11 protein-coding genes and 1 pseudogene are annotated in these 12,394 nt (G+C 72.4%); 4 read left to right on the top strand and 8 right to left on the bottom strand.

Going from position 1 to position 12,394, the window contains the following annotated elements; genetic code table 11:
* Positions 1 to 354: 354 nt before the first annotated feature.
* A pseudogene (locus tag ACZ407_RS34160) lies at positions 355 to 465 on the top strand (IS5 family transposase); the annotation flags it as partial.
* A 105-nt stretch (positions 466 to 570) separates the two neighbouring features.
* Here the strand turns inward: ACZ407_RS34160 and ACZ407_RS34165 are convergent.
* The 3 genes from ACZ407_RS34165 to ACZ407_RS34175 all read right to left on the bottom strand — a co-directional run bounded on the left by ACZ407_RS34165 (position 571) and on the right by ACZ407_RS34175 (position 2,476).
* The gene (locus tag ACZ407_RS34165; RefSeq protein ID WP_468135291.1) at positions 571 to 831 is read right to left on the bottom strand and encodes a hypothetical protein; all 261 of its coding nucleotides are present in this window, start codon (positions 829 to 831) and stop codon (positions 571 to 573) included.
* 179 nt (positions 832 to 1,010) lie between these two features.
* On the bottom strand, positions 1,011 to 1,394 hold the full coding sequence (locus ACZ407_RS34170) for an Lrp/AsnC family transcriptional regulator (protein ID WP_468135293.1): 384 nt from the start codon (positions 1,392 to 1,394) through the stop codon (positions 1,011 to 1,013).
* A gap of 839 nt (positions 1,395 to 2,233) precedes the next feature.
* Complete coding sequence (locus tag ACZ407_RS34175) at positions 2,234 to 2,476, bottom strand: hypothetical protein (RefSeq protein WP_468135295.1); 243 nt, start codon at positions 2,474 to 2,476, stop codon at positions 2,234 to 2,236.
* A gap of 297 nt (positions 2,477 to 2,773) precedes the next feature.
* Here ACZ407_RS34175 and ACZ407_RS34180 point away from each other — a divergent pair, with 297 nt between their 5' ends.
* Together ACZ407_RS34180 and ACZ407_RS34185 are read left to right on the top strand one after the other, a co-directional pair.
* Positions 2,774 to 3,583: a DUF4037 domain-containing protein gene (locus ACZ407_RS34180; protein WP_468135297.1), complete on the top strand. Its 810-nt coding sequence runs from the start codon at positions 2,774 to 2,776 to the stop codon at positions 3,581 to 3,583.
* Positions 3,584 to 4,091: 508 nt separating this feature from the next.
* Entirely contained in the window at positions 4,092 to 4,679 is a 588-nt protein-coding gene (locus ACZ407_RS34185; RefSeq protein WP_468135299.1) for a dihydrofolate reductase family protein, read from the top strand.
* Between the two features lie 48 nt (positions 4,680 to 4,727).
* On the opposite strand, the gene ACZ407_RS34190 is transcribed toward ACZ407_RS34185, so the two are convergent.
* The 4 genes from ACZ407_RS34190 to ACZ407_RS34205 all read right to left on the bottom strand — a co-directional run bounded on the left by ACZ407_RS34190 (position 4,728) and on the right by ACZ407_RS34205 (position 8,627).
* Positions 4,728 to 5,075 (bottom strand): DoxX family protein, encoded by a 348-nt coding sequence (locus ACZ407_RS34190; protein WP_468135301.1) that lies wholly within the window; start codon positions 5,073 to 5,075, stop codon positions 4,728 to 4,730.
* Between the two features lie 363 nt (positions 5,076 to 5,438).
* Complete coding sequence (locus ACZ407_RS34195) at positions 5,439 to 6,341, bottom strand: sigma-70 family RNA polymerase sigma factor (RefSeq protein WP_468135303.1); 903 nt, start codon at positions 6,339 to 6,341, stop codon at positions 5,439 to 5,441.
* A 357-nt stretch (positions 6,342 to 6,698) separates the two neighbouring features.
* Complete coding sequence (locus ACZ407_RS34200; protein ID WP_468135305.1) at positions 6,699 to 7,550, bottom strand: SDR family oxidoreductase; 852 nt, start codon at positions 7,548 to 7,550, stop codon at positions 6,699 to 6,701.
* A gap of 243 nt (positions 7,551 to 7,793) precedes the next feature.
* The gene (locus tag ACZ407_RS34205) at positions 7,794 to 8,627 is read right to left on the bottom strand and encodes a helix-turn-helix transcriptional regulator (RefSeq protein WP_468135307.1); all 834 of its coding nucleotides are present in this window, start codon (positions 8,625 to 8,627) and stop codon (positions 7,794 to 7,796) included.
* A gap of 876 nt (positions 8,628 to 9,503) precedes the next feature.
* On the opposite strand from ACZ407_RS34205, the gene ACZ407_RS34210 reads away from it, so the two are divergent.
* Positions 9,504 to 10,118: a TIGR03086 family metal-binding protein gene (locus tag ACZ407_RS34210; protein ID WP_468135309.1), complete on the top strand. Its 615-nt coding sequence runs from the start codon at positions 9,504 to 9,506 to the stop codon at positions 10,116 to 10,118.
* Positions 10,119 to 10,176: 58 nt separating this feature from the next.
* Here the strand turns inward: ACZ407_RS34210 and ACZ407_RS34215 are convergent, their stop codons facing one another.
* Positions 10,177 to 11,745 (bottom strand): FAD-binding oxidoreductase, encoded by a 1,569-nt coding sequence (locus ACZ407_RS34215; RefSeq protein WP_468135311.1) that lies wholly within the window; start codon positions 11,743 to 11,745, stop codon positions 10,177 to 10,179.
* Positions 11,746 to 12,394 lie beyond the last annotated feature (649 nt).

A 12,394-nucleotide genomic window follows, 5' to 3' on the forward strand; every position in this document is an offset into this window, starting at 1 on the left:
AAGCGCTGCGCGCTTGGCAGCGGAACCGCCTCCGCTGCGCTCCGGCGGAGCCAGCCTTCGGCTGGCTGCTCTTCCGCTGCGCTCCAGAGCATGGGGCGGCCTCGCTTCGCTCGGCGGGGCTCGGCTTCGCCGAGCCAGTGGGCTCCCCAGCGCTGCGCGCTGGCGAGTGGGCCCCGCCTGGCTGCGCTCGGCCGTGGCCCCTTCGGAGCTTGGCTCTTCTGCTTCGCTACGAAGCAGAAGAGCGCCGAGCTTCGCTCGGCAGGGCAGGGGCGCTTCGCGGCCCCTAGCAGGGACCCCAAGCGCTGCGCGCTTGGCAGGGGAACCGCCTCCGCTGCGCTCCAGAGCACGGACCGCTTCGCTTCGCTCAAGCAATGGCGCGGCCTGGCCACCCGCTACGACAAGACGGCAACGGTCTACCGGGCGGCCCTCCACCTCGCGGCCATCCACATCTGGGCCGCGAGGTGATCGCTAAGAAACGGCCTAGCCCGGCCACGGAACCGGCCCGACACACCGGACCTCCCGCGCCCCCACCGCCGGCGGGGGCGCGGCCGCCGCACAGGGCGCTGCGGCCTACTTCACCACGAGGTACCACGCCCAGATCGGCCCCCACATCACGGGCTCACAGGTGTACGGCACACCCATGGCCGTGCCCGCGTCGATGCAATCCTGCGGCCTGAAGTAGGGGCCGAGCTTCTGCTCCTCGGCCGCGTACGCGGCCGGCGCCACGTCCACCGCCGACGCAGGCGCGGCCGCCTGTGCAGCCGGCGCGCCTCCCGCCAGTGCCAGGGCGCCTCCCAGGACCAGACCTGCCAGCGGACGGCTCATGCGCATGGTGTTCCCCTCTAGGTCACGGAGCTCCGAACGTGCGGCGAGCCTCTCGCCAACCGGTCGAGGACCGCTCGCGTACGGGTGGACTTCCCTGGAGCCGCCCCGCAGCATGCGGGTGCGCCGTCGCCCGCCCCGCCGCTCGGCGGACCGATCCGCACCCCTCCAGGCAGGACGCGCGGCAATCACGGCTGATCGGCGGTCAGGGGTGAGAGCGGCCGCTCGAAGAAGGTCTCCAGGACCACCGTCGCCTGCATGCCGCTGACCCCCTCGATGGCGTAGATCCGACGCAGCACGTCCTGCAGCTGCTCGGTGGTCGCGGTCCGCACCTTCACCAGCACCGAGGCGCTGCCGGCGATGACGTGCGCCTCCACGATCTCGGGGAGAGCGGCGAAGTCCGCGGCCGAACCCCCCATCCACGACGTCGAGTCGACCATCACGCAGGCCAGGACGGCACTGCCCACCGCGGCCGGGTCCACGTCGACGATGGTTCGCCGGATGACGCCGCGCTCCCTCAACTTGCCCACCCGCTCGTGGGCGGCTCCGGCGGACAAGCCGACGGCAAGCAACGGCTCGATCCACGCCCACTACGCATCAGCCAACGACACACACCAACCAACAATCAGATGATCGGCAAGAAACGGCCTAACAGGGCCGCCAAACGCTGCCCCGCTTGGCAGTTGAAACCCCCTCCGCTGCCCTCCAAAGCATGAAGACCACCGAGCTTCGCTCGGCTGGGCTCCCCAGCTCTGCGCGCTGGGGAGTGGGTCCCAACCCTCGCTTCGCTCGGCGTGGCCCCTTCGGGGCCTGGCTCCTCCGCCTCACTGCGAAGCAGTGAGTGCCGAGCTGCCCTCAGCGGGACACGGCCGCTTCGCGGCCGTAGTGACCCCAAGCGCTGCGCGCTAGGAAGGCAACCGCCCTCCGGGCCCACCCGCTTCGGTTTCGCTCCAACCAAGTGAAGAGACAGGGGTCGACCTACCCCGCTTCACGGCAGGAGGTGACGTCGTTTCACGAGTCCAGGATTTCGGCCTGTTGGTGGGTCCGCTTCGCTCCCCCACCCCGTCCTTCCGGCTTCGCCTCCAGGACAAGCCCGCTCCGCGGGCAACTGACGACGGTGACCGGGGTGCCGAGCGGGTTCCCATCCGGAGGATGTGCCTGGGGCTGGCTGCCTACAGCGTGCCGTCAGCCATACGTTCGGCCACGTCTTGCGCAACCTTGTTGGGATGCAAACGCCATGTCTCTGGCAAGCGGCCGGGAAGACTTCCGGCCTTCTCATGGTCGGAAGCATCAGCCACGGGAACAACCCCCTCACCCGGCTGATGCTTCATTATCACGTCTAGATTAACTCTGGGGGTGTGCGTAACTGACAGGCGGCCGGCCCCGTGTCGGCCCGGGGCGGCCGGGTGGGTCAGTAGCGGACCCAGAGGGTGATGATGCCCGGGTGGGTGGGGCCGAAGGGCTCGCAGAAGAAGACGGGGCCCCAGATGTTGTAGCCGGCCCGGCCGGCGGCCACGCATTCGGTGTACGAGGCGTGGTTGCTGCGGGCGTAGAAGCCGGGGCCGGGGGTGGCCTCGGCGGCGCCCGCGGTGCCGAGGGCGAGGGCTCCGGCGGTCACGGCGGTGGCCAGGGCGGCTGCTGTGCGGCGGTACATGGCATGTCCTCCTGAAAATGCCGGGGATGCCCGGCAGAGTGCCTGACGATGCGATGTGGTGCGGTACGTGCAGGCTGCGCAGCCGAGCACGAACGTACCGGCACGAACCAAGCCGCACAATAGGTCTAGGCCAATGCGCCTCGTTCCGTCCGCGATCTCTCGGATTCGGGTTGGTGCGCCACCACCTGCACGCGTGCGCATCCCGCCCCGTGACCCGTTGTGGGGGGCGAGTGCTGCCGGTCCGTCCTGCTGGTGGCCCGGGTGCTGTTCGGGGGAGGTGGGTGGGAGAGTGGCGGGATGGAGATGATCATTCAGGAGATGGCGGGGCGGCTCGTGCGGGTGCCGGGGGTGGTGGGGGTGTTGCTCGGGGGGAGTCGGGCTCGCGGGGAGCATCGGCCGGGGTCGGACTGGGATCTCGGGGTGTACTACCGGGGGGAGATCGACCTGGAGGCGCTGCGGGAGCTGGCCGGGCCGGGGGTGGACGTGGCCGGGCCGGGGGGCTGGGGTCCCTGGGTGAACGGTGGGGCCTGGCTGCGGGTGGACGGGGTGCAGGTGGACTGGATCCTGCGGGATCTGGACCGGGTCGGGCGGGTGTGGGAGGACTGCACCGAGGGGCGGTACGAGGTGGGTGTGCAGGCGGGGCATCCGCTGGGGTTCTGGTCGCCCTGTTATGTGGGGGAAGTGGCGCTGGGGAAGGTGCTGGCCGATCCGACGGGGGAGCTGGCGGAGCTTCGGCGGCGGGTTTCGGAGTATCCCGAGGCGCTGCGGAAGGCGCTGATTGCGGGGGCCTGGGAGGCCGGCTTCCTGGTGGCGGGAGCGGCGAAGGGGGCGGAGCGGGGGGACTCGCTGTACGTGTCGCTGTGTCTGTCGCGGGCGGTGGGGGTGCTGGTGCAGGCGGTGTATGCGGCGGACCGGCGGTGGTGTCTGAACGAGAAGGGGGCGCTGGCGGTGGCGGAGGGGCTCACGGGCGTCGTGCCGGAGGGGTTCGGGGTGCGGGTGCGGGAGTTGTTGGGGGCGGTTGGCGGGAGTGCGGAGGAGTTGGTGGCGTCGGTGGGGCGGGCGCGGGAGTTGGTGGACGAGACGGTTGGGGTGTTGGGGGGCTGCTGACTCGTGGGTGGCTGGCCGCACTGAGCCACTGACCGGGTGGGTGGTGCCCCCACCCTGACCCGCCGACCGGCGGGGTGCCCCGTCGGCTGACCCGCTGACCCACCCAGCAACCCGTCAACCCACCAAGCCATCAATCCATCAATCCATCAATCCGTTGGTCTGCTGGTTCACTGACCTGTCGACCCACCAACCCGATGGCTTCCTGACCTGCCGACCCGCTGACCCCGCTGACCTGCCGACGCACCGACCCGATGACTCCCTGACCTGCCGACCCGCTGACCCCGCTGACCTGCCGACGCACCGACCCGATGACTCCCTGACCTGCCGACCCGCTGACCTGGCGACCCGCTGACCTGCTGGTGCGGCTCCTGGCGGTGGCCGACTGGCCCGGCTTGGGTTCGGGTGGGCCTGGAGTGCGGATGAGGATTTGTCTGCTGGGGGCGATGAGTTTTCGGGCAGAGGGGGGTCTTTGTTGTGTACGTCGGAGTGAAGTGGCAGGGAGTGGCTCATGCGGATCGTTGTTACCGCGTTCATCAGCCTGGATGGTGTCGTGCAGGCTCCGGGTGGGGCGGACGAGGACACCGACGGCGGGTTCGTGCACGGCGGGTGGTCGCACCCGTTCTTCTCGGAGGCCGTGGGCGGTGCGTTCTCGGAGGCGGTGGAGAAGGCCGACGCCCTGCTGTTCGGGCGGCGTACCTGGCAGACGATGGCGCAGGCGTGGCCCGAGCGGGCCGGTGACCCGTTCGCCGACCGGATGAACGCGCTGCCGAAGTACGTGGTGTCGGGGACCCTCGGGGAGGACGACCTCTCGTGGAACGGCACGACTCTGGTTCCCGGCGGCGAGGCCGTCGGCGGGATCCGGGCGCTGCGGGAGGCCGCGGGCGGGGACCTGGTGGTGATGGGCAGCTCCGAGCTGGTGCGGATGCTGCTTGCCGAGGGGCTGGTGGACGAGCTGCGGCTCATGATCATGCCGGTGCTGGTCGGCGGAGGTAAGTCGATCTTCCCGGAGGACGGGGGGCTGCGGACCCTGGAGCTGGTGTCCAGTGTCACCACCGAGGCGGGGGTGCACCTGGTCACGTACCGGTCGGTGGCCTGAGCGTTTGAGGGGCGTACGGTGTGCAGCCTCCCGTCTCCGGACGGGGGGTCACGCCGGGAAGCCGAGGGCGAGGGCGGCGACCACCGGGGCCATGTAGACCAGGGGGAAGGCCGTGTGGGCGTAGACGCGGGCGCGGAGGACGGTGATGACGGCGCCGGTGAAGTAGAGGATCAGGCCGATCGCCGCCAGGAGGCCGATGACCGGGATGAAGAGGCCCACGATCAGGCCGACGGCACCTGCGCTCTTCACGACGCCGAGGAAGGTGTACATGCTCCGGGGGACGTTGAGCAGGGCGAGGGAGTCGAGGACCCACTGGGCGCCGGTGAGGACCGAGTAGCCCGAGAAGCCGGCCATGAGGGCGGCGATGACGGTGACGACGGTGGCGGTGGTGGACATCCTGGGCTCCTTCGGTGGGGCCGGGGTTTTCCCGGCCGGTTGCTGCGTCCTACACCTCCATGACCCGCGGGCTCGCGGATGTGTGACGGGGTGGGAGAAGAATCCGAGGAATCCGCGGAAATTTTTTTCGGTGGGGTCGGGGCGGCGTTCGGGGCGGGGTTCGGAGCGGGGTTCGGTGCGGGGTTCGGTGCGGGGTTCGGTGCGGCGTTCGGAGCGGGGTTCGGAGCGGCCGACGGGATGGTCTACGGGTTGGCCCTACGGGGCCGGCTCCCGAACGCCTCCGAACGGCCCCGGGACGGCCCACGGCCCCCGGCGCGGGCCGGGGGCCGTGGGTGGATCAGGCTTCGGGATGGGACTTCGGGATCAGGCTTCGGGGTGGTCGAGGGCCGGGGTGAGGTCCAGGGTGCGGAGGCGGTCGGGGTCGACGATGACGTCGATGGCCACGATCTGGCCGTCCGTGACCGTGAAGGCCATGAGGGAGAGCGGGTTGCCGTTGGCGGCGACCACGACGCCGGCGGCGCCGTTGATGAGGGCCGGGCGTACGAACGGGAGCATGCGGCGGTAGGTGATGGCCTGGGAGGCCACGCTGTGGGCGCCGAGGAGGATGCCGGTCTGGCCGGTCCGCTTGAGGCCGCCGTCGGAGCGCAGGATCACGTCGGGGTGGAGTACCGCGACCAGGCGGTCGAACTCGCCGTCGCGGGAGGCCGCGAAGAAGGCGTCGACCACCTCGCGCTGGCGGGCGAGGTCCTTGTCGGGGGACGGTGCCTGGCCCTGCACGCGACGGCGGGCCCGGCTGGCGAGCTGGCGGGTGGCGGCCGAGGTCTTGTCGAGCAGCGGGGCGATCTCGTCGAAGGGCACCGCGAACATGTCGTGCAGGACGAAGGCGATGCGTTCGGCCGGGGTGAGGGATTCCAGGACGACGAGGAGGGCCAGGCCGACCGAGTCGGCGAGCAGGGCCTGCTGTTCGGGCTCGACGGCGAGGGGGCCGCTGATGACGGGGTCGGGCATGCGGATGCCGAGGGGGGCGTCGAGGCCGTTGCCGGGGGCGGTGCCGAAGTCGGCGCCGGTGCCGGTGCCATGGTCGAGGGGGGTCTCGCGGCGGGTCTCGCGGGCGCGGAGCATGTTGAGGCATATCCGGGCGGTGACCGTGGTCAGCCAGCCGCCGAGGTTCTCGATCTCGGCGGGGTCGGTGCGGTCCAGGCGGAGCCAGGCCTCCTGGACGGCGTCCTCTGCTTCGGCGAGTGAGCCGAGCATGCGGTAGGACACGGCGCGGAGGCGGGGGCGGTGTTGCTCGAAGCGGATTGTCAGGTTTTCTGACGGGGCTGGCGTCAGGGGGTGTGTCGGGGCTGGCGTCAGGGCTTCGGTGGGGGCTTGTGTCGGGGGATCCGTTGGCGCTTCTGTCCGGGCTTGCGGTGCGGCTTCCGTTGCGGCTTGCGTCGGGTCTTCTGTCAGGTCTGTCACCTGGGTTGATCTATCACCCGGGGGTGGGCGGACCTCCCGGGGGGTGAGTTCCCGTGGCGAGGTGGCGGGGAAAAGGCAGTGGCCCCCGGCGGCGGGGGATGTCGCCGGGGGGCACTGGTCCAACAGGCCGTGCGGATGGTGTTGTGCCGCACGGGGGCTGGGCTACTTGAAGGCCGGGAGGCTGCGTTCGGCCCAGGCGGAGAAGGGGGACGCGGGGCGGCCGAGGACGTTCTCGACGTCGGGGCTGACGCGCTGCTCGGCGGGGAGCGGGAGGCCGAGGATGTCGAGGGTGCCGTGGGCGATGGGCTCGGGCATGAGCTGGGACAGGTGGGCGAGGGCCTGCTCGCGGGTCAGCTCGACGAAGGCGATCTCCTCGCCGAGGGCTTCGGCGAGTACGGCGGCCTGCTCGCGCGGGGTGACGGCGGCGGGGCCGGTGAGTTCGTAGGTCTGGCCCGTGTGATCGTCCGAGGTGAGCGCGACGGCGGCCACGGCGGCGATGTCGGCGGGGTCGACGACGGGGAGGGCCACGTCGCCGAAGGGGGCGAGGACGGTGCGGTTGCCGCGGACGGTCTCGGCCCAGGCGTAGGCGTTCGAGGCGAAGCCGCCGGCGCGGAGGATGGTCCAGTCGAGGCCGGAGTCGCGTACGGCGTCCTCGAACTCGCGGAGGCGGTGGTGGGAGAGGGCGTCGGGGCGGGTCGCGGTGATCTGGGAGGAGAGCAGGACGACCTTGCGGACGCCCGCCTCGGCGGCTGCGGCGAGCAGGGTGGTGGCGCTCTCGCCGCCGGCGAGGAGTTCGCCGGCGAGGAGGATGAACAGGGCGCGGGCGCCGGTGAGGGCGCCGGCCAGGCTTTCGGCGCTGCCCAGGTCGGCCTGGACGTGGCGGACGCCTTCGGGGAGGGCGGCGTCGGAGGGGAAGGGGCGGCGGGACACGGCGGTGACCTCGGCGCCGGAGGCGGCAAGGGTCGCGACGAGCGGGCGGCCGACGTTGCCGGTGGCTCCGGTGACGACAATCATGAACGGCTCCTCAGAGTGTGGGGCTTGGTGCGGGTGTGGATGCTGCGGGTGCGGGTGCGGGTGCTGCACCCGGTGCGGGCGCGGGGCGCTGGGTGCGGGTGGGGTGCGCTCGGTGCGGGCGCGGGGCGCTGGGTGCGGGTGCTGCACCTGGTGTAGGTGGGGTGCGGGCCGTGGGCCGAGCGGGCTGGTCGGGGGTCTTCGCCGTGGTGTTCACGACGCTAGCATCCTGAAGGTAGTAGGTACCTAGAGGAAAGTGACTACCTGTCTGGCCGGGGCGGTGCGGGTGGGTGTGGGGACGGGGGTGCGGGTCTCTGCGGGGTTCTTGGGGCGGGGCTCCTGGGCGGTGGTGAGGGTCTGCCAGGCGCGGGGGAGGTCGAAGTCTTCGGGGTGGTGGGCGGGTTCGCCGGTCGGGGCCACTGCGGTGATGTCGGCCAGGCGGAAGGAGCTCAGGCCGGTTTCGGTGGCGGCTACGAGGTACCAGGCGCCGGCCTGGGAGACGAGGCCGAGGGGGTCGACGGTGTGCGGGGCTCCGTACGGGGTCGTGGCTGGGGGGCGGGCCGGGGGGCTGGCGGGGGTGGCGGCCGGGGCGGCGGCCGGGGCGGCGGCCGGGGCGAGGGACAGCGCGGCGGCCGGGGTGAGGGTGAGGTGGATGCGGTGGCGGTTGAGGACTGCTTGGCGGAGGGAGTGGTGGTGGGGTTCGGGGGCGGGGTCGGCCACGTGTACGGCCTTGGCTGCCGCTTCGGCCTGGGGGCGGAGGGGGGCCGGGACCGCGCGGATGAGTTTGCGGAGGGCGGTGCGGAGTTCGGGCTGTGCCTGGAGGGGGCCGGTGGCCAGGAACAGGGCGCTGATCTCCGACTGGGTGAAGCCGGTGAGGTCGGTGCGGGCGCCGCCGACCAGGCTCCAACCGCCGCCTCGGCCTCGGCGGGAGTAGACGGGGACGCCGGCGGTGGTCAGGGCTTCGAGGTCGCGGCGGGCGGTGCGTTCGGAGACCTCCAGTTCGGTGGCGACCTCTCTGGCGGTTACGCGGCCGCGGGCCTGGAGGAAGAGGAGGGTGGCTACCAGGCGGTCGGCCTTCATGTCGTTGTGCTCCCTTCGGGGGTGGGGGGCCGGGGGGTGGGGCAGGTCTTGTGCCTCAAGCGCCGGCGGGGCTGGGGTTTGGCCCGTCCGGGCCGGGGTTTTGCCGGGGGCGGGCCGGGGCCGGGGCCGGGGCGGTGGGGGAACGGGCGGAACGGTGCTGGGGCGGGTTGAGAGGGGGTGAGTGGGGGTGAGTGGGGCGTGGGCTGGGCCCTGCGGGGCTCTCCCCTACCCGCCCCTTCCCGAACCGGGGCTCCGCCCCGTGCCCCGCGCCTCAATCGCCGGCGGGGCTGAAATGCCCGGGGCTCCGCCCCAGACCCCGCGCCTCAAACGCCGGCGAGGCTGAAATGTGCCCGTCCGGGGTGGGGCGGCCGGGCGGAAATGGCCTCCTCCGGGCGGGGATTGGGGTCCGTTCGGGGGACGGGCCGTCCCAACCCGCGCCTCTAACGCCTGGCGAGGATGGCAGGTGACCCGTCCGGGGCGGGGATTTGGGATGGGCTCGGGGGCGGGCCGTACGGACCCGCGCTTCACGCGTCGGCGAGGCTGGGAGGTGACCCGCCCGGGCTGGGGCAGCCGGGCGGAAAGGGCCTCGTGCAGGTCGGGGTTGGGGCGGGTTCGGGGGACGGGGCGGGCCGACCCGCGGCACAAACGCCTGGCCAGGATGGAAGGCGACCCACCCGGGACGGGGGCGGGGGTGGCGGTGGAAAGGGCCTCGTGTGGGTCGGGGTTGGGGTCGGTTCGGGGGACGGGGCGGGCGGATCCTCGTCTCAGGTGCCCCGGAGGGTGGAAGGTGACGCGGCCGGGGTGGGGGTGGGGGGAATTTGGGGGGTTGGTTTTAAGGGGCCAGGAGGTGGACTGTTTTGTCGGGAGGATGGGGGCATGACTGAGACTGTGAGTGTGTCCGGGTCCGCCGGTGCGCGTTCCGGGGCCGATCCGCGTGGCGGGCTGTTCAAGGTTGTGGGGCTGGTGCACCAGGTGTTGGGCGGGGTGCGCGGCGATCAGTACGAGCTGGGGACGCCTTGTCCCGACTACTCCGTGCGGGACATGGCCAACCACCTGGTGTCCGTGCTGCGGCGGGTGACCGTGATGGGGGCCGGCGGGTCCTTCGCCAGCGTGCCGCACTTCGCGCAGGACGTGGCCGACGGGGAGTGGGCCTCGGCGTGGGCGGCGGCGGCCGAGGAGTTCGACGCCGTGTGGTCCGATCCCGCGGTGCTGGGGCGTCAGATCGGCCTGCCCTGGGGTCCGGTGCCCGGCGTGGTCGCGTCCGTGATCTACACCAACGAGTTCGTGCTGCACGCCTGGGACCTGGCCAAGGCCACCGGGCAGCAGCCCGAGTGGGACCCGGAGATGCTGGCCGCGCCGCTCGCCGCCATGCACCGTGCCGTGCCGGCCGAGCCGCGGGGCGGGCCGGTGCCGTTCGGGCCGGTGGTGGAGGTGCACGAGGATGCTCCCGACATCGACAGGTTGGTGGGGTGGTACGGGCGGCAGCCCTGATCGGTTCCGCAGGCTTGACGGGGGCCGTCGTCCGTGGGGACGGCGGCCCCCGGGCGCGTCAGCCGGCGGAGCCTATGGACTGGGCGAACTTGAAGAAGCGGTACGGGTCGTACTTGGACTTGAGGTAGGCCAGGCGGGCGTAGTTCTCGGCGTAGTACGACTGCTTCCAGTCGGTCAGGGCCGGGTCCATCCAGTTCTGGTAGGTCTCGCCGTTGGAGAGCGGGTCGATCGCGGCGAAGCCGTTGTCCACCCAGGTGGTGGCGACCGCCTTGGACTCGGCGGTGACCTGCTGCGCGTCGTTGATCAGGACGCGGTAGTTCACGGAGAACAGCGAGTCGCGGTGCACGTAGGCGGTGTCCGTGCGGGCGAGGTCGTTGGCGGCGCCGCCGAAGAAGTGCAGGTCCAGGTAGCGGGCCTGGCCGGCCTTGCGGTCGGCGTCGAAGGCGGACATCACGTCGGCCCAGCCGCCGGCCGCGTACGGCTCGCTCGCCAGGCGGGTGCGCTCCAGGCCGAACTCCGGGCGGGTGAGGACGCCGGAGGGGGACTTCTGGGAGCGCTGGCACTGGTCGAGCGTGAGGGTGGAGCAGCCGAAGATCATCATCATGAGCTGCTGGTACGTCAGGACGGCGTCCTGGCGGGCCACCGGGGCGCCGGTCATGGAGATCAGGCGGGCGGCCTCGGTGGCGAGCTCGGCGGGGGTGCCGCGGGAGGCCAGCATGATGTTGACGTTGGGGACCGAGCCGGGGGCGGCGTCGGGCTGGACGACGTAACCGCCGCCGCCGATGGTGCGGGGGGCGTCGACGAGCCAGCGGGTGGCGGCGTCGAGGACGTCGGCGGCGCGGTCGTACGGGAAGATCAGGTTGGTGATGGCCATCTGGTCGCCGGCGTGCGGGGTGACCGTGAAGCGGGTGACCACGCCGAAGTTGCCGCCTCCGCCGCCGCGGATGGCCCAGAAGAGGTCGCTGTACGAGGTGGGCGAGGCGGTGACGATGCGGCCGTCGGCGAGGACGACTTCGGCGGAGGTGACGGCGTCGCAGGCCATGCCCATGGGGCGGGTCAGGAAGCCGTAGCCGCCGCCCTGGAGGAAGCCGCCGGCGGCCACGGTGGGGCAGCCGCCCTCGCTGACGACGAGGCCGTGCGGGGCCAGGGCGTTGAGGATGTCGACGTTCTTGGCGCCGGGGCCGATGGCGACGGAGGCCTTGTTGTTTCCGACGGCGATGCCGTTGAGGCCGGAGACGTCGATGATCAGGCCGGGGGTGGTCGAGTAGCCGCCGTAGCTGTGGCCGCCGCTGCGGACGGCGGTGGGCAGGCAGTGGTCGCGGGCGAAGCGGATGGCTGTGCTGACGTCGGTGGCGCTGGTGCAGTAGGCGACGGCCTTGGGGTTCGCGTTGTCGAACTGGGCGAGTTCGAGCTGCTTGGCGACGGCGTAGGAGGGGTCGGCGGGGAGGACGAGGCGGCCCTGGATGTTGCGGGAGAGCTGGGTCCAGGGGGTGTAGCCGGCGGCTGCGTCCGGGAGGGGGGTTTCTGCGGCGGTTGCGGCCGTTGCGGCGGCTGTGGCGAGGGCGGGGACGGTGGCCAGGCCGATTGCGGCGGAGCCGGCGCCGAGTAGTGCTCTGCGAGTGATCACTTGGGTCCCACTTTGTGTCTTGGCTTGGCTTGGGTTGGGTTGGGGCGGTTGGGTTGGGGCGGTTGGGTTGGGTGGAATGGGCGGGGTGCTTGCACGGGGTTTTCGGGCCCGGCCTGGGTCCTGCCTGCGTCCTGCCTGGGTCCGGCCTGGGTCCGGCCTGGGTCCTGCCCCGGCACCGAGGCGCCCGCTTGGGCCCCGCCCGGGGCCGGAAAGGGAGCCGTTCGGCTTGGGGACCCTTTGCGGTGGGCCCGGGCGGGGGGTTGGGGGGCCGTTTCGGGGCGCCGCCCCGCGCCCTGCGCCTCAAACGCCGGCGGGGCTGGGATTCGGGCCCTGCCTCGTGGCGGGCGGGTGGCGTATGCAGTTTTCGGGGCTCCGCCCCGGGCCCCGCGCCTCAAACGCCGGCGAGGCTGGGATGGGCCCCGCCTCGGCTGGGTTCTGCCGGCCTCGGCGGGGGTTTGCCCCGCGCGCCTGGGTGTGGCGGCCGGGCTGGGTCCCTCCGAACCGGGTCGTCGTGCGGAGCGGACGGGGGGCGGGGCGGGGTCCCGGGTTTGGGGGGGGGGGGGGGGGGGGGGAGGGGGGGGGGGAGGAGGGGGGGGGGGGGGGGGGGGGGGAGGAGGGGAGGGAGGGGGGGGGGGAGAAGGAGTAAAAA

Source organism: Streptomyces sp. NPDC030809 (genome assembly GCF_055572195.1).

Coding starts and splice junctions, on each gene's coding strand:
- ACZ407_RS34165 (WP_468135291.1), bottom strand. CDS start 831: ATGCGCATGAGCCGTCCGCTGGCAGGTCTGGTCCTGGGAGGCGCCCTG.
- ACZ407_RS34175 (WP_468135295.1), bottom strand. CDS start 2,476: ATGTACCGCCGCACAGCAGCCGCCCTGGCCACCGCCGTGACCGCCGGA.
- ACZ407_RS34180 (WP_468135297.1), top strand. CDS start 2,774: ATGGAGATGATCATTCAGGAGATGGCGGGGCGGCTCGTGCGGGTGCCG.
- ACZ407_RS34185 (WP_468135299.1), top strand. CDS start 4,092: ATGCGGATCGTTGTTACCGCGTTCATCAGCCTGGATGGTGTCGTGCAG.
- ACZ407_RS34190 (WP_468135301.1), bottom strand. CDS start 5,075: ATGTCCACCACCGCCACCGTCGTCACCGTCATCGCCGCCCTCATGGCC.
- ACZ407_RS34200 (WP_468135305.1), bottom strand. CDS start 7,550: ATGATTGTCGTCACCGGAGCCACCGGCAACGTCGGCCGCCCGCTCGTC.
- ACZ407_RS34205 (WP_468135307.1), bottom strand. CDS start 8,627: ATGAAGGCCGACCGCCTGGTAGCCACCCTCCTCTTCCTCCAGGCCCGC.
- ACZ407_RS34210 (WP_468135309.1), top strand. CDS start 9,504: ATGACTGAGACTGTGAGTGTGTCCGGGTCCGCCGGTGCGCGTTCCGGG.